Consider the following 20708-nt stretch of genomic DNA (forward strand, 5'->3'; position numbering starts at 1 on the left):
ATATTATCAAATCTATCCCCCTTCTGCAACCCCTTTTTTAATTTTTTTTATTTTTTTCACATCAAATGATTTTGCCTCACAATTTTTGACAAAATACGAAGCAAACGCATCATTATCTAAATCTTCAAAATAACTGGCAACCATTCGACAAATACCACCATGACAAGATAATAAGATCACATCCTCATCTTCTGATTTTTCAATCAAATCATCTAAAAATGGATAGACCCGAGCTGCCACATCTAAAAACGATTCTCCATTTTTAAATCGTTTGAAATATTTATGCTTCTCCGCTTGATACTGTTTGTCACTACGTAATACCCCTTCAAAAATCCCAAAATCTTGTTCGCGTAAAGCCGGTTCATTTATAATCGGTACTTCTTGCTCTAATTCTTGAGCAATAATTTGACTCGTTTGTCGCGCCCGAATCAATGGCGAACTATAAATTTTCGTAATTCCCATTCCTCGTAATCTTTTTCCCGTTATTCGTGCTTGTTCCATCCCTCTTTCATTTAATGGATTATCGGTTGACCCTTGTGCTAAATTTTTATCATTCCAATCCGTTGTTCCATGTCGAATCACTACAATCTTCATTTTTGCTTCTCCCTTTCTTTTTCCTTATTATACACAAAAAGGCCGAAGGAGAATCCTTCGACCTAGGGGGGGGAGAAATCATTTATTTTGATAACTTGGATGCAGCCGCTTTATCTAAGACAACAACGACATCTGGATGTTTTTGTAAAATCGAAGCTGGTACCTTTTCCGTTACAGGTCCTTCTACCATGGCTTTTACCGCATCGGCCTTATTCGCTCCATTGGCTACCAATAAGATCTTTTTTGAACGCATGATTGATCCCAATCCCATCGACATTGCTTGATGAGGAACCTTATTGACATCATTGTCAAAGAAACGACTATTGGCTTCCAACGTACTTTGAGTTAGATCCACAATATGGGTAGGCGCATCAAACGATGTACCTGGTTCATTAAAACCAATATGACCATTCCGACCAATTCCCAATAGTTGAAGATCAATCGTGACTTTTTTCAATTCGGCTTCATAGGCATCCGCATCGGCCTGTGTACTACCTTCTGGTAAATGTGTATTTTCTGGCTTGATATTGACATGATCAAATAAATGTTTATGCATGAATGAATAATAGGATTCTGGATGATTGCGATCAATGCCTACATATTCATCCAAGTTATAGGAGGTAATATCCGCATAACTCGTACCATTTTCTTCGTAGTCTTTGACCATTTCCTTATATAAACCTTCTGGACTAGATCCAGTTGCCAAACCTAAAATCGCATGCGGATTCTTCTGAATCACATCTTTCATCACTTCAAATGCTTTTTTGGATTCTTCTTCGTAATTCTCACAAACAATAACTTTCATAATTGCATTCTCCTTTGCTAATTCATATATACCACTTTTATATACCAGTTGCAACCACTTTATCAAAATTTACTTCGTGATAGAATAGGACAAGTAGAAAGAAGATATTTATGAAAAATAAACACGCTATCAATATGTTGGAAGGCAGTATCTATAAAAATTTATGCATCATTGCCATTCCTATTGCCCTTTCCAACATTCTCCAACAACTCTTTAATGCATCGGATACCGCTGTCGTAGGTCACTTTGCTTCCAGTCAAGCCATGGCCGCCGTTGGATCCAATGCCCCTGTGATCAATATGATCGTTACCTTTTTTACCGGTCTATCCATTGGTGCCAATGTTGTCTTAGCTCGTTGTATCGGTGCCAAAGAAGAAGACAAAGCCAATGAAGTCTTACATACCAGTTTTGTACTGGCCATTATCAGTGGCCTTTTGATGTTGATCATTGGTCAACTCATTGCCAAACCTGTCTTACTCCTTTTACATACCCCGGCCAATGTCATCAATATGGCCACCATGTACTTACGCATTTACTTTTGTGGAATGCCCTTTTTGATGATCTATGATTTTGGTTCCGCCGTCTTACGGTCCATCGGCGACACCAAACGCCCCTTGTATTTTTTGATCATTGCCGGCATTGTCAACGTTTGTTTAAACTTGGTTTTTGTGATTGGATTTCATCGCAATGCCGATGGGGTCGCACTCGCAACAACCATTGCCAATGGTCTCAGCAGTTTTTTGATTTTCTATACCCTGCTTCATGAACAAGGCATGCTTCATTTAGACATCCATAAATTAGGAATCAAAAGCGAATATCTTCGTTCCATTCTTTGGATTGGTCTACCCGCTGGCCTACAAGGTTTGATCTTTTCCTTTTCAAACGTTGTGATTCAAGCATCCATCAACCATTTTGGTTCCGCTTGTGTAGCTGGCAATGCCGCCGCCTTAAACTTCGAATACATTTGTTACTTCATCGTCAATGGCTTTACCCAAGCCACGATGACTTTTATTTCGCAAAACTACGCCGCCAAGAACTATACTCGCTGTCGTAAGACCACGCGTACGGCTTGGCTTTGTGCCTTTGGCTTTACCGCCCTATTATCTTGTACCTTTTATCTATTCAAAGGTCCTTTACTAAGCTTGTTTACCAATGATCCCAAAGTCATTTATTATGCCTATATCCGTATGACATACATTGCGTTATTGGAACCACTCACTTCTTTATATGAAGTGCCTGGTGGCAGCTTACGTGGAATTGGCCATTCCCAACTTCGCTCAAGTAGCCGTTATCTACCCAATTTCCTGGATCATTACCGGAACAGCGGTCATTCTTTTATATTTAAAAGTAACCAAAGAAGAATATATAGAGATGTAGTATAATAGCCCTATGAAATTATTCGCAACCGACTATGATGGGACATTAAAAGTGGATGGAACCATCCAAGAAAAAGATCTTCTAAGCATTTATCAATGGAAAGCCAAAGGAAATCTATTTGTGATCGATACGGGCCGTTCGATGGAATCCATTTTAGAACAAGTGCAACTGTACAAATTACCCGTCGATTACTTTGTCACCAACAATGGTGGAATGGCTTTTGATGCTTCCCAAAAAGAAATATTTTCAACCTATCTCGATCCGGTTATGGCCATCGATATCATGTATATTGCCAAAATGGTAGGTGGCATCGTTAGCTACGTTGTCAATGATGGCTTTTATCGGCATCGCATTATTGTCGATGATCAACTCGAAGAAAAACGATACCCTAATCTAGCACCCGATATCACGGAAGCCCAACTACATGCCCAAGGCAAATATGCCCAAATTGTTTTGTCGATGGCTTCCAAAGAACAAGCTTTACAATTGGAAAAACGTATCAATGATCATTTTGCCGATCAAATTGTGGCCTATGCCAATCAATATGTCGTCGATGTCGTTCCGAAAAACATTTCCAAAGCAACTGGTATTGCACGCATTTGTGCACTACATCATATTGACAAAAACAATATCTATACGATTGGTGATGGCAACAACGATATTCCTTTGATTACTTTTAGTCCCCATGGTGCAGCCGTTGACTGGGCCAGTGAAGAAGTGAAAAACCAAGCATCTCAAGTTGTCGGTTCGATTGCCGAATTATTAGGTGGTGAATAAAAATGAAATCAACATTAAAACGAACATGGGCCGAAATTGATCTCGATGCCCTTGACTATAACTATCAAACAATTCGTTCCCATATTGGTCCCAACACCAAATTTTTAGGTGTGGTCAAAGCCGATGCCTATGGGCATGGTTCTGTCCAGATTGCCAGTCGGCTTCAAGATCTAGGTGCCGATTATTTAGCGGTTAGCAGCATTGATGAAGCCATGGAATTACGCTTCAATGGCATCACGATGCCCATCCTCATTTTGGGTCATACCCCCAAAGAACAAGTGGATCGTTTGATTTGTTTCAACATAACCCAAGCCGTTACTTGTAAGGCGAAAGCAGATGAATACAATCAAGAAGCATTAAAATATGGTGGCACCTTAAAGGTCCACATCAAAGTGGATACGGGTATGTCCCGGTTGGGTTATTTATGTAACGATGAACATTTTGATACGGGTGTCGAAGGGATTGTCGAAGCTTGTCAATGGCCTGGTTTACAAGCCGAAGGTATATTCACCCATTTTGCGATGGCCGATGAAGATAACCCTGTAGGAAGAGAATACACCCATGCACAATTTGCCCTCTTTCAAAAAGTGATCCAAGCAGTGGAATCCAAATGGGGGCAGCGATTTGCGATTCATCATTGTGCCAATACGGGTGCCACGGTGGATTATCCAGAAACCTATTTGGATATGGTTCGTCCAGGCTTGTTGTTGTATGGCTATGGAGCCTATGCGAAAAAATGGCATCTCAAACCTTTGATGACCATGAAAACAACTGTAAGCACCATTAAAGTCTATGATCCCGGCACGCATGTCAGCTATGGCGGCATTTATACGACCGATAAGAAAACAAGGATGGGGGTAATTCCCTATGGGTATGCGGATGGCTTTTTGCGTTCCTTATCCAATCGTTGCCAATTGATGAGCGAAGATGGACCTGTCCAACAACGAGGTCGTATTTGTATGGATATGGCCATGATTGATTTGACGGATAAATGGCATGTCGATGTGGGTAGCGAAATTGAAATATTTGGACCGCATCAATCATTGGATGATTGGGCCGCTTTAGCCGGAACCATTCCCTATGAAATTGTTTGTGCCATCAGCAAGCGTGTTCCTCGCTATTATTATCAACAGGGAAAAATTATATCAAAGGAATTATTATTACGAATGTAACACAAGGAAGGGAAATGTATGAAGAAAGAAACGTATGCGGATGCGAAAGTTGAAAATGTGTATAAACTGGATGGATATGTCCCTATTGCCAAGGCCATCCCATTTGGTCTCCAACATGTTTTGGCCATGTTTATTGCCAATGTGGCCCCATTGATCTTAATTGCTGGTGTCGCTGTCTATAATGGAAAACCATTTTCCAGTTTGGAAACAGCACGCCTGATTCAAAATTGTATGTTGATTGCTGGTATTGGTACTCTGATTCAATTGTATCCGATTGGTCCGATTGGATCTCGGCTCCCTATCGTCATGGGTTTGAGCTTTACCTTCTTAGCTGCGGCTATGAATGCTGCCAGTCAAGATTATGGCTATATGGTCGGTGCCATCATTATTGGTGGTATTTTTGAAGGTATATTGGGATTAACAGCCAAATATTGGCGAAAATTCATCTCACCAATGGTTGCTGCTTGTGTGGTTATTTCCATTGGCTTAAGTATTTTAAATGTAGGTGTACAATCGTTTGGCTCTTCGGCTAAATACGATATGGGAGCTTGGCAAAACCTTTTGGTTGCGACCATCACTTTGATTTCGGCTTTGATCTTCCATATTAAATTAAAAGGCATCTTTAAACAAATGTATGTATTACTCGGTATGCTGGTTGGGTATGTGGTATCCATCTTCTTTGGTATGGTGGACTTTGCCGCCATGGGCAAAACCATTTCGGAAATGGGGATCATTGCAATTCCGCAATTGTGTGCCTATACTCCAAAATTCAATCTCAGTCACATCCTTTCTTTCTGTTTGATCTTTGTGGTATCCGCGGTTGAAACGATTGGAGATACGACAGCCACGGCCAAAGAAGTCTTGCATCGCGATGTAACCTCGAAAGAAATTTCCGGTTCCTTAGGTGTCGATGGTTTTATTTCGGCTATTTCTGGTGGTATCTTTGGTTGTTCACCGATTACTTCTTTTAGTCAGAATGTAGGTCTGATTGCCATGACGCATGTTGTCAATCGCTTTTGTATCCTATTTGGTGCCTTAGCCATGATCTTAGGTGGACTGTTTCCACCCATTGGTGCTTTCTTAACGACTTTACCCGATTGTGTATTGGGTGGTTGTACTGTTATCATGTTTGGTTCCATCTTTATGTCGGGTATTCGTATGATGCATGATGCCGGATTGGATAATCGAAATGTATTGATTGCTGCCACATCAATTTGTTTAGGCGTTGGTGTAACGCAAGTCGATGGTTTCTTTAGTCATTTACCCCATGTTTTTGGTGATATCTTTGCAGGCAATATGGTTGCCGGGGTCTTTGTGGTTGCCTTGATCATGGATCTTTGTTTACCAAAAGATCCAAAATATTATGAAACCGATGTGCCAAAGGGAGAATAATTTCTCTCTTTTTTCTGGATTCCGTTATAATACATATATGGCAGAGATTTATATCGAACGGAGCATGGATAGTCCTGCTTCGTTAACCAATTTATTAAAAGCAAAAGGCTACAAAGTTGAAAATAAGGTCATCGAACAAAAAATCATTGAATCCAATTATACGATTTCACATATCTTAGGCGTGCCTTTAGCGACCAAATTATTCTATTATAAACGCTTACGCGTCGTCGAAGATCAACCCAAAATACTAGAAAAGACGTATATCAATCTGGATATAGTACCGGGATTGGATCAGGTTGATCTGAATAATGCGGCCTTTTTGGATGTGATTGAAAACAAATATGGCTATCACTTGGCATCCAATCAGGAAGATATTTTGATCGTGGCCTGCAATGATGAAGAGGCCAATTATTTAAACTTGTCCAGTGGCCAAGATATTGTATTGATCAAGGGCAATTCGTATTTAAATATTGGCAAGCCGTTTGAATATTACGAAATGGCTGCCATCCCTTCCTTTTTCCGATTTAGGAGCGTGATCCATCAATGAACAATCCGCAAGCGTTGTATCAACAATTGATGCAAAGCATCAAGCAAAAGATCATCCAGGGTGAACTGCAAATTGGCGACAAGTTGGATTCCGAACGCAAAATGTCGGAAATGTATGGCATTAATCGTATGACGGTGCGCAATGCGATCAAAAACTTAGAAAAAGAAGGCATTGTCACCAGTTTCCGTGGTAAAGGAACGTTTGTCACCCAGATTCCTACGGTCCATGATCGTCTCCAATTGGGTGATTCGGAAAATATTTCTTTATCGGTGCAGATTCGTCAAAAAGGCATGAGTTCTTCGCGGCAGGTCATCTCGTTACAAGTGGTCGATGTTCCAGATGTAGCTAAAGATTTTTTTTCGTGTGAAAAAGTCTATGAACTCATTCGTATCTTTACGATCAATGAAGAACCGTATGCCTTGCAGAAGACATATCTGCCAACGACTTTATTTCATGACATGGATCGTTTTGATTTTCAAACTTGTTCATTATATGAATATATGGCCGATCATCATCATCCAACCATTACGCAAACGTCGATGTTGCGTATTACTTCTCTACCTGTGGCTTATCAGTCGATCATGGATGTGAAGGCGAATGATCAATTGTTTTTATTTCAATATTATGGCTATGATCAACACAAAGAACATGTGGAATACACGATTTCCTACAATAAACCAAAGTATACGTGTTTTAAATTTGTCCAAGATCATACAAGAAAGTGATGAAAATAATGAAAAAACTACAATTTGCGTCTGATTATCAAGAAGGAGCCCATCCAAATATTATCAACCGATTGGTCCAAACCAACATGGATCAAACACCCGGTTACGGTACCGATGCGATTTGTGCATCCGCTCGTAAACGAATCCAAGAAGCTTGCCAATGTGATGCGTCTGTTTATTTTTTAAGTGGTGGTACCCAAACCAATGCCACGATCATTGGGGCGATTTTATCTTCGTACCAAGGTGTCATTGCACCCACTTCTGGTCATGTCAGTGTGCATGAAGCGGGTGCCATTGAATTTGGTGGACATAAAGTACTACCTATTCCGAGTACGTTGGGTAAGATCACAGCTCAACAAATTGAACAATATATGCAAGATTTTGAACACGATCTCAATCATGAGCATATGGTCATGCCTGGTATGGTGTATCTATCGCAACCAACGGAATATGGTACCTTGTATTCAAAAGCCGAATTAAGTGCCATTTATTCGGTATGTAAGAAATATTCAATGCCTTTGTATATTGATGGGGCACGTTTAGCGTATGCCCTCGCTTCCCAACAAAATGACATCTCCTTGCCAGAACTAGCGCAGCTTTGCGATATTTTCTATATTGGTGGTACCAAGTGCGGTGCATTGATTGGGGAAGCTGTTGTCATGCCCAATCCGCATTTGATTCCTCATTTTTTCACGATCATGAAACAAAATGGAGCATTGCTAGCCAAAGGTAGACTGTTAGGTATTCAATTCGATGAATTGTTTAAAGATAATTTGTATATGCATATTGGAGATACAGCGATTCAATATGCCCAAAAGATTACGCAGACATTAAAAGAAAATGGGTATCCATTGTATTTAGAAACCGTCACCAATCAAATTTTCTTCTATGTGAATCAACCTCTATTGGATCGATTATCCGAAAACGTTGATTTGAGTTTCTGGGAAAAAGCCGATGAAACGCATAGTATTGTGCGGATTGCGACGAGCTGGGCTACCCAAGCCAAAGATGTGGATGCATTGTGTAAGCTTCTAAAAGAAGCAAAACAGAATTTAATGTAAGGAACAGTTCAGCTGTTCTTTTTTTCTATGTCACCATGATGCACACGAAGCATTGTGATGCCTGCAAGTATCATAAAGAATGCAGCATACGGAAATAAGGTTTGATAGCCTACGTGTTCGAGTAAAAATCCACTGGCAATCGGTGTAAAGACTTGAGCAGCCATAGAAAAGGTATAATACAAACCCGTAAACATACCAATATCACCAACCTGACTCATCTCTACGACCATCGGATAACTGTTCACATTGATGGAGGCCCACCCAATACCAACTAGTGCAAAGAGAATCGATATCATGGTTGTATATTGATTCACAAAACAAACCAGACCATAGGCCAGGATCATACAGCCAATTCCGAATAAGATTGTTTTTTTACGTCCGATTTTCTGGGCTACATGTCCGACTGGCAAATACGATACAACAGCGGCCACGGTTCCAACCATCAAACAATCGGCATAGGCACCGTTTTGAAGCTGCCAGACTTGTTCCACATAGCGCGAAAAAGCTGTCGTTACGGCATTATACGCACAATACCAAAAGAAGACAGCCAACAAGATGGCTAGTAAAGAGTGTTGTACAGCTTTGGGCATCTTCTTACCTTTGGAAGCTTCGATGGCTTTTTCTTCTTCCGTTTGAGATGGAGTTCCCATCTCATCTTCGAGCTTTTTTTCAGGAACCGTTTTAAAAAGCAAAAGGATACTAGCCAACATCAATATCACTAAGGCATAGATCAATGGTAGATATTGATCATTTTTTAAGAGCACTTTGATCAAGATCAGCGTACAAATACATCCCAAAGCACCCATTAAATTGATGATAGCATTGCCTTGAGAACGAAGGGGTGCTAGGGTCAAATCCGCCATTAAAGATACAGCGGGTGATCGATAGATACCCATCGCCACCAACAACAATAATAAACAGAAAATAAAAGGGCCTAGTTTTGTGATATGACCTAAAAGGATCAATAAACCACAGGCAAGGAAGGTCCCCACTAGAATGAATGGCATACGTTTTCCAATCTTTGTATTGGTTTTATCCGACCATCGGCCAAAAAGCGGCAAGAGAAAAAGCGCCAAAATATTATCCAAAGACATGATAAAACCCGTCATTGTTTCTTTCATGCCAAAGGTATTTTTTAAGATCTTGGGAATTTCATTGTCATAAAATTGCCAGAAGGCACAAATAGAAAAAAAAGCGAGACCAATCAAGATGGTACGTTTGGTGTTGAATTTCATAATACATCCACCATTTCTTTTAACACGGGTAAAAAGCGTTTTGCTGCTGGAGTCAAATCATCTAAATACGCAATCCCAATTTCAATTGTTTGGGTGGGTGTCACCGGAAGAATCTTCACATTGGGACTTTGAAAGACACAATTTTCTTCTTCATTTAAGACCATACCGAATCCGGCTTCGACCATCGCAAAGGCGGTATAGGAATCGGTGGCATGCATTTGTATATTGGGTTGTACGTGATTTTGTTTCAATATGCGTTTATTATCGGTATCGGTACCGGCATAGATTTCAATATAGGGTTCTTGTGCAAAGGATTGTATAGGAATTGTATGCTGATTGGCTAAATCAAAATGAGCAGGAACCCAAGCCATCATTGGACTTTCTTTGATGGGATGCCATTGCCACTGACCTAAGCGCTTGCCAATCAAAATAAAATCCAAAGTATGGGCCAACAATTGATCACAAAGATCATTACTGAAACCACTTGTTATATGAAAGGTGATTCCTGGATAAGTTTGTTGGAAGGATTGAATGCGATTTTGTAGAGGTCCACAAAAACGACTATATGCTGTACCAATCGTAATACTACCAATGGATAAGCCATTGATTTCTTGGGCTTTTTGAAATAGCAGATCCTCATGATGTAAGATCTCATGTATTTCAGGCAATAAAGCCAGACAAGCTGCCGTTGGTTTGACACCATTGGCTTTGCGAATCAATAGGGGAAAACCAAAGGTATCTTCTAATGCAGTGATGGCTCGACTGATGCCAGATGGTGTATAGCCTAATTTTTGTGCGGTTGCTGAAAAACTCTGATCTTCAAGAACTTGAAGTAAAATGCGTAATTTATCTTTTTCCATATCTTACCTTTTGAATAATATTCAAAACTAATTTAACTTATTTTCGTTTGTATCAATACACTTTTCATTATAGCATGTACGTATGAAAAATAAATATGCGAAAAACCTATGGTTATTAATGTTGCCTCTGATTGGCAGCAATATACTTCAACAACTTTACAACACCATCGACAGCATCATTATCAGTCGCTTTACCAATGCACTGAATTTTGCAGCTGTCGGTGTTGCCTCCTCTGTAATGAATCTTTTTTTTTTCTTTTGATTGGAGCTTGTACCGGTATTTCGGTGCTCTTCTCACAAAGTTATGGAAAAAAAGATATGGATACCTTTCATCGTATTTTCTTTCAATCCCTTGTTTTTGGCACATTGGCTTCTGTCCTTTTAGCCATCTTCGGTATTGTTGGTTTACCAATGATCCTTTCTTTGATTGATGTTCCGACTCATTTGGTTCCCTTGACAAAAACCTATTTGATCGTGATCTTCATCGCTTTGCCAACTACGTATTTATACAATATTTGTAGCGCTCTAATGCGAAGCATTGGTCATTCGAAAACGGTATTGATCATTTTAATGATCAGTGTATTGGCCAATACGGGTTTGGATTTATTCTTGGTTGCCTATTGGAAACAAGGTATCTTTGGTGCCGCTTTCGACACTGCTTTATCCCAATGTGTATCGGCTATCCTAAGTCTATGGACCATCAAACATCGTTTCTCTTGGTTGATGTTTACCCGCAAAGATTGTATCTTTGATCGAAAGATGTTGTATTTGATCCTATCCATTGACTCAACCTTGGGTTTTCCAACATCAGCCGTTGTGTGGATGACTTGTCTCTGTAGATTGGAAAGATCGACCACATCCGCGTCGACAATACCTATTTTTCCAACACCGGCAGCTGCCAGATAGAGAGCTGCTGGAGCACCAAGACCACCAGCACCGATGATCAGAACACTTCCTTTCATCAGCTTCTTCTGCCCCTTGACGCCGATTTCCTTAAGAATGATATGTCTCGAATATCTTTCGAGCTGTTCATTTGTGAATGGCATCACTGGCCTCCTCCCATGAAATACAGGAACTCAACAACATCTCCATCTTTGAGTTTTCTTGTGTCGAAGTTTGCTTTTTGTTCAAACGCCTCATTTACTGAAACACTGACATACTCCGGTGTCTCAACCTTCTCTTGTTCGATCAGTTCACTAATCGTGATACCGTCCTTCACTTCTTTAACATCTCCATTAACTGTAATTTTCATTTCTGCCTCCAATGCCAAACAATTTCAAAGAACTTTTTACATCCAGTTCTTTTGTTTCCTTTAATTACTACTTATCGTACTACTTTAGTATGAATTAGCATAACAGTTTTGAATGATAGCCAGTAATCATTTTTATTTATAGCCAGTTCATTTTGTTTGGATTACTTTTTACACCCCTCCATAATTTTGTTATCATAGATGATATCATGTTAGAATAGGATTATGTCAGAACCGATGAAATTACGTTTGGCCCAAGCCATGAATCAATGCATGAAAAAAGCGAGTGTGGAAAACATCACCATCAAAGAGATTTGTTTCGAAGCGAATTGCTCACGACAAACGTTTTATCGTTGTTTCAAAGATAAATATGATTTGATCAATTGGTACTTTGATTGCATTCTCCGTATTTCCTTTGATCGTATGGGACAAGGCCGGACCATTTACGATGGTCTATTGAAAAAATTTCAATATATTCAAGAAGAATCTTTATTCTTTCATGCAGCCTTTTCGACCGATTCCCAGAATAATCTACGGCAACATGATTTTGAAATGATCTATGCCTTTTATCTAGATTTGATCACCAAAAAGAAACAATATCCACTCCATTCGAAACAAAGGGATATATTAGAAATCTATTGTTTTGCGTCGGTATATCGAACCGCAAAATGGGTATTAAATGGTACCAAAGAAACACCGGAAGAATTGGTAGATATCCTAATTCATGCAATGCCACAAGATTTAACTTCTTTATTTAAACAATTAAATATTTATAAATGAGATGGGTTACATTTTCATAGAAATGTAACTTGTTTTTTATTTCACAAATACATTATTGTATAGATAGAGATAAAAAAAGGAGAAAATTTATGGCAAACAGAATTTCATTAAATCCTACATCGTATCATGGAAAAGGCGCTATTCAAGAAATCGTCACCGAAATCCAAGCGCATGGCTTCACTAAAGCTTTTGTTGCGAGTGATCCAGACTTAGTTAAATTTGGTGTAACTGCTAAAGTCACCGATTTATTGGATGGTGCCAAGATCCCTTATGAATTGTACAGTAACATCAAACCAAACCCAACGATTGAAAATGTTTCTACTGGTGTCAAAGCCTTTAAACAAAGTGGTGCAGACTGCATCATTGCGATTGGTGGTGGATCTTCGATGGATACTTCCAAAGCGATTGGTATCATCATTGCGAATCCAGAATTTGAAGATGTTCGTTCTTTAGAAGGTACAGCTCCAACCAAGAATCCTTGTGTTCCTATCATTGCCGTACCAACAACAGCTGGTACCGCTGCAGAAGTAACGATCAACTATGTCATTACCGATGTGGAAAAAGAACGAAAATTTGTATGTGTTGATCCACACGATATGCCAATCATCGCCGTTGTGGATCCAGACATGATGTCTTCGATGCCAAAAGGACTAACCGCTGCAACCGGTATGGATGCCTTGACCCATGCGATCGAAGGATATACAACCAAAGGTGCTTGGGAAATGACGGATATGTTCCATTTGGAAGCCATTCGTTTGATTTCCGAAAACTTAAGAGCAGCAGTCAACAATGATCCAAAAGGTCGCGAAGGTATGGCACTCGGTCAATATATTGCCGGTATGGGATTCTCCAATGTAGGTTTAGGTATTGATCATTCCATGGCCCATACATTGAGTGCCCATTATGACACGCCACATGGTGTAGCTTGTGCTTCTTTATTACCGATTTCGATGGAATTCAATCGGGATTACACCGGTGAAAAATATCGTGAGATTGCTCGTGCCATGGGTGTTGAAGGTGTAGATGACATGAGTCAAGAAGAATATCGTGATGCGGCCATCCATGCCGTTAAACAATTAAGCAAGGATGTAGGTATCAATCCAAAGAATGATCGCATCAAAGAAGAAGATTTGGAACAATTAGCCATCGATGCGTTAAATGATGCTTGTTATCCTGGCAATCCTCGTGAAGCAACCAAAGAACAAGTCATTGATATGTTCAAACAATTAATGTAAAGTGCAGAGAAATCTGTGCTTTTCTTTTCGGTTGACAAATATCTATTTTCTTCTATCCTTTAAGGAAAGGAGAAAATCATGAAACATTATACATATAAACCACAAGGAACTTGTTCCACCCAAATTGAATTTGATTTGGATGGACATACCCTACACAACGTACACTTCACCAATGGCTGTCCCGGTAACTTGCTAGCCATTTCCAAACTATTGGAAGGTGCCGATGCCCAAAAAACTGTTGATATTTTAAAAGGAAATACATGTGGCATGAAAAATACATCGTGTGCCGATCAATTAGCCAAAGGGATTGCCGCAGCATTACAGAGTGAATAATATGATCATTCGTAACGCAACTTTGGAAGATGCCCCCCGTCTGGTTGAGATTTATGATTATTATGTCCAAAAGACGGCCATTACTTTTGAATATCAGACACCATCCGTTATCGCTTTTCAACAACGTATGAAAAAGGCCATGGAAATGTATCCCTATCTGGTGATCGTAAATAACAATACGATCATGGGATATGCGTATGCCGGTCATTTAAATGTACGAGAAGCCTATGATTGGTCTTGTGAAATGACCATTTATTTAGATCCTAGTGCTCGTAAAAAGGGATATGGAAAAAAGCTCTATTTTGCTTTAGAAGAAGCCTGTAAAAAAATGGGAATCACCAATTTCTATGCGTGTATTGGCTATCCGCAAAAAGACGATGGCTATCTAACGAAAAACAGTGCCCAATTTCATGCACACCTAGGCTATAAAGAGAATGGCTATTTTCATCATTGTGGATATAAATTTCATCGATGGTATGACATGATCTGGATGGAAAAAATCGTAGATGTGGTAGAACATCCAAAACCCATCATTCCCTACCCCAATATAAAAGAGACAAACCGTTAATTGGTTTGTCTTTTTGATTGATAAATTTTAACACCTAAGATTCCACAGCCGATGCCAATCAAAATACCAGCTAAGACGTCGGTTGGAAAATGCACATATAAATACAATCTTGAGAAGGCAATCAGTATCGCAAAAATTCCAATGATTTGCCATCCTTTGAATTTGTTGAGATAGAACACGCTCGCAATCGTAAAGGCCATGGCCGTGTGTCCCGAAGGAAAGGAAGAATGATCTCCCACTTCTGGAATCAATAAGTGGACATTCGGATTGACCATATATGGACGTGGCCGCGCAAAGAAATGTTTTAACACCAAGTTACAACCAATCAAATCAATGATCAACGCAAGGGTACACATAATACCAATTTTTCGTGTTTTGGGAATGATCAATAACACCAACGTCAATCCAAACCAAATCAAACCATGATTTCCTAATTTTGTGATGCCAATCATACAAGCATCTAACCAAGAGGTATGTATATTTTGAATCGCATTTAAAATTTGTATTTCCATATTATTCCTTAAAATATTCCTTGGCGAGTGAAATCACTTTATTTGACAATAAGAACAGAGCAATTAAGTTCGGGATGATCATAAAACCATTAAAGGTTTCGGCAATATCCCAAAGTAAACCTAAGTTGACAGTTGCACCTAATATCGAAACCAATGAATAAATCACCAAGAAGGGTTTGACCCACTTTTCACTGCCAATAAATTCCACACAACGAGACCCATACAGTCCCCAACCAATCGTGGTTGAAAACGCAAAACAACACAACGCAACGGCCGTAAAGATTGATACCCAATGGCCATAAACGGAAACAAAACCTGCAATGGTCAATTCGGCACCGGCTGGTGCCCCATAGGTAATGGCTTCATTACCTAATAGAATAACCAATGCCGTCAAAGTACAAATAACGATCGTATCGACAAAGACTTCAAAGATTCCAAACAAGCCTTGACGAACGGGTTCGTCCGTATCGGCACAAGCATGCGCAATACTACCCGTACCTAAGCCAGCTTCATTGGAGAAGATCCCGCGGGATACGCCTTTTCGTAAGGCAATCATCATCGAACCAATGGTTCCCCCGGTCACAGCTTTGGGATTGAAAGCACCCACAATAATGGAAGCCAATACATGTGGCACGCGATCGATATGAATCAGTATCACACCCAGTCCCAACACAATATATAAAATAGCCATGAACGGCACCAATCGTTCGGATACCCGTCCAATTCGTTTGATACCACCTAGTAAGACAACAGCCACCAATCCCATAATGATGATACCTAAAATCAAATTAATGGATGATAGTTGACTTTCTTGTACCGCATGCATATTCAATAAAGCTTCATTGATGGCAGCAACGATCGTATTAACCTGGGTCGCATTTCCGGTCCCAAATACGGTTAATATACCTAAAATGGAATAGGCATAAGCTAAAAAGAGCCATTTATGCGATAGGCCATTTTTAATGTAGTACATGGGACCTCCCACATATTCGCCATCTTTACTTTTTTCACGATACCGAACCGCCAAGGTGACTTCCGCAAATTTGGTACACATGCCTAAAAAGGCAGAGCACCACATCCAGAAGACGGCACCGGGTCCACCAATTGCCACGGCTCCGGCCACACCGGCAATATTTCCAGTACCGACTGTACCGGCCAGTGCTGTACAAACGGCTTGAAAAGGAGAGATCGAACCTTTTTGGGCTTTTTTTCGATCAAAGACCTTCCCAATCGTATTTTTCATGGCATCCGAAAACTTACGTACTTGTAGAAAGCGCGTACGAATCGTCAATAAGAGACCCACACCAATGATTGCCACCATCGCGGGAATTCCCCAGATAAACGTATTCAACGCTTGATTGATTTGTATAATTGTTTGTATCATGTTATACCCCTAAAACGTAGCGCTACCATCATACACTATTTCGAAATCTTTTCCAAATATTTAACAGGAACTTGTTTCGTTAGCCAGATACCATTGGGTGATTGATAGAAACAATAGCCATCTTGGATCATTCTTTGCGTATCGATTTGATAAATAACGGGTTTTCCATGACGAGATGCCACCTTTGTAGCCGTCGGAATATCGTTGGAAAGATGCACATATAAACGTTCCATCGGCAATAATCCTTGTTTCGAAATGGAAGCCACGGATTTTTGGGCAGTCCCATGATACAAGATTTTTGGTGGAATACCGGCTTCCAATTCCAAATCAATAGGAAGAGAATGACCATAATTGGCTCGAATTTTGGTATGGTCTGCATTGAAGCTATATCTTCCTTTTTCATCACTTGCCACAATATCTTCTAACATGGGCATGGTGATAAAGCGATAGCTATCCGCATTGATCCCAGCCAATAAATCATGGACATTGGCCCATCCATGCGCATCCAAGGAAATACCAATAACTTCGGGATGATGACGCAAGATCAAAGAAATAAATTTACTCATTTTGGTTTTATTCATACGACTTGATACTTCCTATTCAATTTATTTTGTTGCCAATCCACGATATTTTGTGCGGATTGTTGATTCATAGCTTGAAAGTTTTCGGTTGTGAATGGAGCTACATGTGGCGTCAATATCGCATTATCACAATCGATAAAAGGTGAGTCCGTACATGGTTCATGATCAAATACATCGATGGCAGCGCCACGAATTTGATGTGACATCAATGCAGCTTTTAAAGCTTGCGTATCCACAATGGAAGCCCGGGCAATATTGATCAATACACTTTCTGGTTTCATCTTCGCAAGTTCTTCCTTGTCAATCATGCCTTTGGTTTGATTGGTCAATGGCACATTAATGGAAATATAATCACTGCTAGATAGTAAAGTATCCAAATCGGCATACTGCACATGATACATATTGTCCCATTCTTTATGGGGATGGCGGCAATAATAGACAATGTCCATCCCAAATGGATAGGCTCTTTTCGCAATTTCTTTACCTATGCCCCCAAAACCAATCAATCCTAAGCGTCGATTCTTAGCACCCATGCTCCTTTGTCGATGCCATAGGCCTTGATGCATTTCTTTATTTTCTTGATTGATATTTCGCGCAAAATACAATAAAAAGGCCAAGGCATGTTCTGCTACGGCGGCTTCAACCAGTCCGGTAGTTCGTAATACGGCAATGTTGCGTTTCTGACAGGCAGATACATCAATATTATCGTAGCCAATGCCTCTTCGTGAAATCACTTGTAGATGGGAACAGGCATCCATGATCTTCGCATTGATGGGTTCGGGTCCACAAATAACAGCTTGGGCATCTTGGATGCATTCGATCATTTGATTTGGATCCGCGCCTGGACCTAGATTCAAATAGGAATAATCAACAATTTCATTGCCTTTCAATACTTGTTTGGCTTTTTCATCAAAATTTCGTCCTGTGATCACAATTTTCATGTTTATCTTTGAACGATAGCTTGCACCGGACAAATTGGTTCGCATTGCCCACAATGCAGACAACGATTTTGATCAATTTGTGCGGGTGGGGCAACCGTACAATCAATACATTGTTGCGGACAAACTTGTAGACATTTACCACATTGAATACAAGCCGATGTGATGAAATAGCCACTTGGTTTTGTTTTAACATCACCCAATTGGATCAATCCTCGAGTTATATAGGATGGATCACTGATATCAAAGAATTGGCCTTCCCCTTTATCTAAAATAAATACTTGTAAGATATTGCGAGTATCTTTTGGATAGATCTTCTTCATATACGGATTCTTTTCAAAGATTTCATCCAACTTTTCATGACCAATATTGCGTACATGACCAGATAAAGAAATCGACTTCTGACCTTTGACACAAGAAAGACTGATATATTTTTGATTCATCAATTGTTCATAGAACACTTTGCCTTTGGCGGTTAAAAAATAGACACCTTTTTCATCATACAACATCATATCGATTACCCGTGTGATAGGATGTCCATTCTCATCGATGGTTGCGACCACACAGGAGTGTATGTCTTCCACTAATATTCTTAAATAGTCTTTTGTTTCCATAGGGTCCCTCTATTTGTTTTACTATATTATACATGGAAACGGGTACGTTGCGTTTTTGGTTCCATTTGATTGACGTACAATATGTTGTACATTATAACAAAAGTAAATAAAGGAGGCATACATCATGTTGGCTGTTAACTATACCTCGCTTAGAAAGAATATGAAATCATATTTCGACAAAGTTGTGAATGAATATGAAACGATGGTCGTTACTCGTAAAAACAACGAAAATGTTGTCGTTTTATCGGAAGATACCTACAATAATCTAATGGAAAATATCCATGTATTAGGCAATAAAGAAAATTATGATTGGCTCACAGAATCGAAGAAGCAATTGGAAGAGGGAAATCAAAAAAAACATGATCTAATTGAGGATGCACATGAATAAAGTTTTCACCAAAAATGGATGGATCGATTATCTATTTTGGCAAACGGAAGACAAGAAAACCTTAAAAAAATCAATCAGTTGATTAGAGATATCGAAAGAGATGGGAATGCTGGTATCGGCAAGCCCGAACCGTTGATTGGTGACTTTGCGGGATTTTGGAGTCGAAGAATCAATAGTAAAGATCGATTAATTTATCGATTGGATGAAAACAATATTTATATCATTGCTTGTAGATATCAAGCTTGACAAACATTTCATTGGTTGCTAAATTTTAGACAAGGGAATGAGGTACTCCCGCGATTCGTTCGAAACTGCCATTCTGGCTGATGACTTCTGAAAAGAAGCCACCAGTCTTTTTTTATTTTTAGGAGAGCGCATATGAAAAACATCTACAAACACATTTTCCTTGCCTTAGTTGTGGGGCTCATCGTTGGGGCCATTGATGCCCTGTTTGGTCGTGTCCTTATTTGGATCACGGATTTTCGGACCATTCACTATCTATGGTTATTGCCTTTTTTACCGCTGGCCGGTCTTTTGATTACTTGGCTCTATCACCGTTTCAACAAAGAAAGCTTAGGTGGTATGACCTTAATTTTTGAAACTCGTTTAGACAAACGGAAAGATATTCCTTTAGCCTTGATTCCTTTAGTCATGGTCGGTACATGGATCACCCATCTATTTGGTGGAAGTGCCGGTCGTGAAGGTGTGGCCGTACAAATTGGTGCTACGATCTCTCATTGGCTAGGTAAGAAATGCCATCTGCCTGATAACAGTAAGATCCTTTTAGTTACGGGTATGGCGGCTGGTTTTGCCGGCTTGTTCCAAACGCCATTGGCCGCTACCTTCTTTGCGATGGAAGTTGTGATTGCGGGCTACTTGGATGTCTATGCCTTATTACCTGCCATTCTGGCCAGTTATGTGGCTTGTTTCACATCGAATTTTCTGGGTTTACCCAAATTTGCGATTGATCTACAATCCACTCTTTCATTACATTCTGTCCATGTGATTGGTTCTATCCTTATATTAGGCATTGCCTTTGGATTGACGGGACGTCTCTTTGCGTCCGTTTTGGCCAAAGCCAAAACTTGGATGAAACATGCCTTTCCCAATCCGTATCGACGCATTGGTTTGGTTTCGATTCCGTTAGCCATTGTTTTAATTCTGTTATTTGGTGGTCGGTACAGTGGCTTAGGTACCAATCTCATCACCAATAGTTTTACTCATCAAACCATCTATGCTTGGGATTGGATCTTAAAATTAGGTTTGACCATTTTGACTCTTTCCATTGGCTTTCAAGGTGGTGAAGTTACCCCTTTGTTTTCGATTGGGGCAAGTTTAGGTGTTGTTCTTGGTTCCTTATTGGGATTGGATCCTCTGCTTTGTGCCGCTTTGGGCTATGCCGCTGTCTTTGGCAGTGCAACCAACACGCTTTTGGCACCCATCTTCATTGGTTTGGAAGTCTTTGGTGGTGTCAATATGATTCCTTTTACGTTGGTATGTATCATTGCGTATCTTGTCAATGGCAACCATTCCATTTATACTGCCCAATCCAAAGTGATATACTGAAACTAGAAATGAGGT

At 39.9% G+C, this 20708-nt stretch carries 25 protein-coding genes, 1 pseudogene and 1 riboswitch; of the genes and pseudogenes, 15 read left to right on the forward strand and 11 right to left on the reverse strand.

Annotation, left to right across the window (positions count from 1 at the left end; all coding sequences use genetic code 11):
* Positions 1 to 12: 12 nt before the first annotated feature.
* Together EDX97_RS10025 and nagB are read right to left on the reverse strand one after the other, a co-directional pair.
* Positions 13 to 594, reverse strand: coding sequence for a histidine phosphatase family protein (locus EDX97_RS10025; RefSeq protein WP_128521026.1), 582 nt, complete (start codon positions 592 to 594; stop codon positions 13 to 15).
* A gap of 82 nt (positions 595 to 676) precedes the next feature.
* On the reverse strand, positions 677 to 1399 hold the full coding sequence (gene nagB / locus EDX97_RS10030; protein WP_128521027.1) for a glucosamine-6-phosphate deaminase: 723 nt from the start codon (positions 1397 to 1399) through the stop codon (positions 677 to 679).
* Positions 1400 to 1509: 110 nt separating this feature from the next.
* Here nagB and EDX97_RS10035 point away from each other — a divergent pair, with 110 nt between their 5' ends.
* The 7 genes from EDX97_RS10035 to EDX97_RS10065 are packed head-to-tail and all read left to right on the forward strand — an operon-like array spanning position 1510 to position 8450.
* Positions 1510 to 2781 carry an MATE family efflux transporter gene (locus tag EDX97_RS10035; protein WP_128521028.1) on the forward strand — a complete coding sequence of 424 codons (1272 nt, stop codon included), beginning with the start codon at positions 1510 to 1512 and terminating at the stop codon, positions 2779 to 2781.
* 7 nt (positions 2782 to 2788) lie between these two features.
* Entirely contained in the window at positions 2789 to 3553 is a 765-nt protein-coding gene (locus EDX97_RS10040) for an HAD-IIB family hydrolase (protein WP_128521029.1), read from the forward strand.
* Positions 3554 to 3555: 2 nt separating this feature from the next.
* Positions 3556 to 4725 (forward strand): alanine racemase, encoded by a 1170-nt coding sequence (gene alr, locus EDX97_RS10045; RefSeq protein WP_128521030.1) that lies wholly within the window; start codon positions 3556 to 3558, stop codon positions 4723 to 4725.
* A gap of 18 nt (positions 4726 to 4743) precedes the next feature.
* A complete protein-coding gene (locus EDX97_RS10050) occupies positions 4744 to 6117 on the forward strand; it encodes a uracil-xanthine permease family protein (protein ID WP_128521031.1) in 1374 nt (457 codons plus the stop codon).
* Positions 6118 to 6154: 37 nt separating this feature from the next.
* Entirely contained in the window at positions 6155 to 6664 is a 510-nt protein-coding gene (locus EDX97_RS10055; RefSeq protein WP_183164341.1) for a GntR family transcriptional regulator, read from the forward strand.
* Positions 6661 to 7389 (forward strand): GntR family transcriptional regulator, encoded by a 729-nt coding sequence (locus tag EDX97_RS10060; RefSeq protein ID WP_128521033.1) that lies wholly within the window; start codon positions 6661 to 6663, stop codon positions 7387 to 7389. Before EDX97_RS10055 ends, EDX97_RS10060 begins: the two co-directional genes overlap by 4 nt.
* 8 nt (positions 7390 to 7397) lie before the next feature.
* Positions 7398 to 8450 (forward strand): threonine aldolase family protein, encoded by a 1053-nt coding sequence (locus tag EDX97_RS10065; RefSeq protein ID WP_221175938.1) that lies wholly within the window; start codon positions 7398 to 7400, stop codon positions 8448 to 8450.
* Positions 8451 to 8458: 8 nt separating this feature from the next.
* Here EDX97_RS10065 and EDX97_RS10070 read toward each other — a convergent pair whose 3' ends face one another.
* Together EDX97_RS10070 and EDX97_RS10075 are read right to left on the reverse strand one after the other, a co-directional pair.
* Entirely contained in the window at positions 8459 to 9685 is a 1227-nt protein-coding gene (locus EDX97_RS10070; protein ID WP_128521035.1) for an MFS transporter, read from the reverse strand.
* Positions 9682 to 10545 carry a LysR family transcriptional regulator gene (locus EDX97_RS10075; RefSeq protein WP_128521036.1) on the reverse strand — a complete coding sequence of 288 codons (864 nt, stop codon included), beginning with the start codon at positions 10543 to 10545 and terminating at the stop codon, positions 9682 to 9684. The genes EDX97_RS10070 and EDX97_RS10075 overlap by 4 nt, the downstream gene beginning before the upstream one ends.
* 118 nt (positions 10546 to 10663) lie before the next feature.
* Between EDX97_RS10075 and EDX97_RS10080 the strand changes: the two are divergent.
* A pseudogene (locus EDX97_RS10080) lies at positions 10664 to 11088 on the forward strand (MATE family efflux transporter); the annotation flags it as partial.
* A 74-nt stretch (positions 11089 to 11162) separates the two neighbouring features.
* Here the strand turns inward: EDX97_RS10080 and EDX97_RS12300 are convergent.
* Both EDX97_RS12300 and thiS read right to left on the reverse strand, forming a co-directional pair.
* The gene (locus EDX97_RS12300) at positions 11163 to 11591 is read right to left on the reverse strand and encodes a ThiF family adenylyltransferase (RefSeq protein WP_478209483.1); all 429 of its coding nucleotides are present in this window, start codon (positions 11589 to 11591) and stop codon (positions 11163 to 11165) included.
* Positions 11591 to 11797, reverse strand: a complete 207-nt coding sequence (gene thiS, locus EDX97_RS10085; protein WP_128521038.1) for a sulfur carrier protein ThiS — start codon at positions 11795 to 11797, stop codon at positions 11591 to 11593. Before thiS ends, EDX97_RS12300 begins: the two co-directional genes overlap by 1 nt.
* A gap of 222 nt (positions 11798 to 12019) precedes the next feature.
* Between thiS and EDX97_RS10090 the strand changes: the two genes are divergently transcribed.
* From EDX97_RS10090 to EDX97_RS10105, 4 genes are all read left to right on the forward strand, one after another.
* Positions 12020 to 12574: a TetR/AcrR family transcriptional regulator gene (locus EDX97_RS10090; protein ID WP_128521039.1), complete on the forward strand. Its 555-nt coding sequence runs from the start codon at positions 12020 to 12022 to the stop codon at positions 12572 to 12574.
* Between the two features lie 89 nt (positions 12575 to 12663).
* Entirely contained in the window at positions 12664 to 13809 is a 1146-nt protein-coding gene (gene fucO, locus EDX97_RS10095) for a lactaldehyde reductase (RefSeq protein WP_128521040.1), read from the forward strand.
* Positions 13810 to 13887: 78 nt separating this feature from the next.
* On the forward strand, positions 13888 to 14142 hold the full coding sequence (locus EDX97_RS10100; RefSeq protein WP_128521041.1) for a TIGR03905 family TSCPD domain-containing protein: 255 nt from the start codon (positions 13888 to 13890) through the stop codon (positions 14140 to 14142).
* A gap of 1 nt (position 14143) precedes the next feature.
* Positions 14144 to 14710, forward strand: a complete 567-nt coding sequence (locus tag EDX97_RS10105; protein ID WP_128521042.1) for a GNAT family N-acetyltransferase — start codon at positions 14144 to 14146, stop codon at positions 14708 to 14710.
* Here EDX97_RS10105 and EDX97_RS10110 read toward each other — a convergent pair.
* The 5 genes from EDX97_RS10110 to EDX97_RS10130 are packed head-to-tail and all read right to left on the reverse strand — an operon-like array spanning position 14707 to position 18739.
* Entirely contained in the window at positions 14707 to 15222 is a 516-nt protein-coding gene (locus EDX97_RS10110) for a phosphatase PAP2 family protein (RefSeq protein WP_128521043.1), read from the reverse strand. The two genes, EDX97_RS10105 and EDX97_RS10110, sit on opposite strands and share 4 nt — an antisense overlap.
* A 1-nt stretch (position 15223) precedes the next feature.
* Entirely contained in the window at positions 15224 to 16606 is a 1383-nt protein-coding gene (locus EDX97_RS10115; protein WP_128521044.1) for an alanine/glycine:cation symporter family protein, read from the reverse strand.
* A gap of 35 nt (positions 16607 to 16641) precedes the next feature.
* On the reverse strand, positions 16642 to 17187 hold the full coding sequence (locus EDX97_RS10120; RefSeq protein WP_128521045.1) for an RNA 2'-phosphotransferase: 546 nt from the start codon (positions 17185 to 17187) through the stop codon (positions 16642 to 16644).
* The gene (locus EDX97_RS10125; protein WP_173446218.1) at positions 17184 to 18128 is read right to left on the reverse strand and encodes an NAD(P)-dependent oxidoreductase; all 945 of its coding nucleotides are present in this window, start codon (positions 18126 to 18128) and stop codon (positions 17184 to 17186) included. Before EDX97_RS10125 ends, EDX97_RS10120 begins: the two co-directional genes overlap by 4 nt.
* A 2-nt stretch (positions 18129 to 18130) precedes the next feature.
* A complete protein-coding gene (locus EDX97_RS10130) occupies positions 18131 to 18739 on the reverse strand; it encodes a 4Fe-4S binding protein (protein WP_128521047.1) in 609 nt (202 codons plus the stop codon).
* A 124-nt stretch (positions 18740 to 18863) separates the two neighbouring features.
* On the opposite strand from EDX97_RS10130, the gene EDX97_RS10135 reads away from it, so the two are divergent.
* From EDX97_RS10135 to EDX97_RS10145, 3 genes are all read left to right on the forward strand, one after another.
* Positions 18864 to 19127 carry a type II toxin-antitoxin system Phd/YefM family antitoxin gene (locus tag EDX97_RS10135; protein WP_128521048.1) on the forward strand — a complete coding sequence of 88 codons (264 nt, stop codon included), beginning with the start codon at positions 18864 to 18866 and terminating at the stop codon, positions 19125 to 19127.
* A gap of 18 nt (positions 19128 to 19145) precedes the next feature.
* Positions 19146 to 19373, forward strand: a complete 228-nt coding sequence (locus EDX97_RS10140; RefSeq protein WP_245978053.1) for a Txe/YoeB family addiction module toxin — start codon at positions 19146 to 19148, stop codon at positions 19371 to 19373.
* Positions 19374 to 19397: 24 nt separating this feature from the next.
* A riboswitch (Fluoride riboswitch) is annotated at positions 19398 to 19470 on the forward strand.
* A gap of 35 nt (positions 19471 to 19505) precedes the next feature.
* Entirely contained in the window at positions 19506 to 20693 is a 1188-nt protein-coding gene (locus EDX97_RS10145; protein ID WP_128521049.1) for a chloride channel protein, read from the forward strand.
* Positions 20694 to 20708 lie beyond the last annotated feature (15 nt).

Source organism: Absicoccus porci (genome assembly GCF_003725415.1).
GTDB lineage: Bacteria > Bacillota_I > Bacilli_A > Erysipelotrichales > Erysipelotrichaceae > Absicoccus > Absicoccus porci.

What these genes read in the sequence shown, in the direction of transcription:
- EDX97_RS10025 (WP_128521026.1), bottom strand. Translation starts at nt 594, where the DNA reads ATGAAGATTGTAGTGATTCGACATGGAACAACGGATTGGAATGATAAA.
- nagB (WP_128521027.1), bottom strand. Translation starts at nt 1,399, where the DNA reads ATGAAAGTTATTGTTTGTGAGAATTACGAAGAAGAATCCAAAAAAGCA.
- EDX97_RS10035 (WP_128521028.1), top strand. Translation starts at nt 1,510, where the DNA reads ATGAAAAATAAACACGCTATCAATATGTTGGAAGGCAGTATCTATAAA.
- EDX97_RS10040 (WP_128521029.1), top strand. Translation starts at nt 2,789, where the DNA reads ATGAAATTATTCGCAACCGACTATGATGGGACATTAAAAGTGGATGGA.
- alr (WP_128521030.1), top strand. Translation starts at nt 3,556, where the DNA reads ATGAAATCAACATTAAAACGAACATGGGCCGAAATTGATCTCGATGCC.
- EDX97_RS10050 (WP_128521031.1), top strand. Translation starts at nt 4,744, where the DNA reads ATGAAGAAAGAAACGTATGCGGATGCGAAAGTTGAAAATGTGTATAAA.
- EDX97_RS10055 (WP_183164341.1), top strand. Translation starts at nt 6,155, where the DNA reads ATGGCAGAGATTTATATCGAACGGAGCATGGATAGTCCTGCTTCGTTA.
- EDX97_RS10060 (WP_128521033.1), top strand. Translation starts at nt 6,661, where the DNA reads ATGAACAATCCGCAAGCGTTGTATCAACAATTGATGCAAAGCATCAAG.
- EDX97_RS10065 (WP_221175938.1), top strand. Translation starts at nt 7,398, where the DNA reads ATGAAAAAACTACAATTTGCGTCTGATTATCAAGAAGGAGCCCATCCA.
- EDX97_RS10070 (WP_128521035.1), bottom strand. Translation starts at nt 9,685, where the DNA reads ATGAAATTCAACACCAAACGTACCATCTTGATTGGTCTCGCTTTTTTT.
- EDX97_RS10075 (WP_128521036.1), bottom strand. Translation starts at nt 10,545, where the DNA reads ATGGAAAAAGATAAATTACGCATTTTACTTCAAGTTCTTGAAGATCAG.
- EDX97_RS12300 (WP_478209483.1), bottom strand. Translation starts at nt 11,591, where the DNA reads ATGCCATTCACAAATGAACAGCTCGAAAGATATTCGAGACATATCATT.
- thiS (WP_128521038.1), bottom strand. Translation starts at nt 11,797, where the DNA reads ATGAAAATTACAGTTAATGGAGATGTTAAAGAAGTGAAGGACGGTATC.
- EDX97_RS10090 (WP_128521039.1), top strand. Translation starts at nt 12,020, where the DNA reads ATGTCAGAACCGATGAAATTACGTTTGGCCCAAGCCATGAATCAATGC.
- fucO (WP_128521040.1), top strand. Translation starts at nt 12,664, where the DNA reads ATGGCAAACAGAATTTCATTAAATCCTACATCGTATCATGGAAAAGGC.
- EDX97_RS10100 (WP_128521041.1), top strand. Translation starts at nt 13,888, where the DNA reads ATGAAACATTATACATATAAACCACAAGGAACTTGTTCCACCCAAATT.
- EDX97_RS10105 (WP_128521042.1), top strand. Translation starts at nt 14,144, where the DNA reads ATGATCATTCGTAACGCAACTTTGGAAGATGCCCCCCGTCTGGTTGAG.
- EDX97_RS10110 (WP_128521043.1), bottom strand. Translation starts at nt 15,222, where the DNA reads ATGGAAATACAAATTTTAAATGCGATTCAAAATATACATACCTCTTGG.
- EDX97_RS10115 (WP_128521044.1), bottom strand. Translation starts at nt 16,606, where the DNA reads ATGATACAAACAATTATACAAATCAATCAAGCGTTGAATACGTTTATC.
- EDX97_RS10120 (WP_128521045.1), bottom strand. Translation starts at nt 17,187, where the DNA reads ATGAATAAAACCAAAATGAGTAAATTTATTTCTTTGATCTTGCGTCAT.
- EDX97_RS10125 (WP_173446218.1), bottom strand. Translation starts at nt 18,128, where the DNA reads ATGAAAATTGTGATCACAGGACGAAATTTTGATGAAAAAGCCAAACAA.
- EDX97_RS10130 (WP_128521047.1), bottom strand. Translation starts at nt 18,739, where the DNA reads ATGGAAACAAAAGACTATTTAAGAATATTAGTGGAAGACATACACTCC.
- EDX97_RS10135 (WP_128521048.1), top strand. Translation starts at nt 18,864, where the DNA reads ATGTTGGCTGTTAACTATACCTCGCTTAGAAAGAATATGAAATCATAT.
- EDX97_RS10140 (WP_245978053.1), top strand. Translation starts at nt 19,146, where the DNA reads ATGGATCGATTATCTATTTTGGCAAACGGAAGACAAGAAAACCTTAAA.
- EDX97_RS10145 (WP_128521049.1), top strand. Translation starts at nt 19,506, where the DNA reads ATGAAAAACATCTACAAACACATTTTCCTTGCCTTAGTTGTGGGGCTC.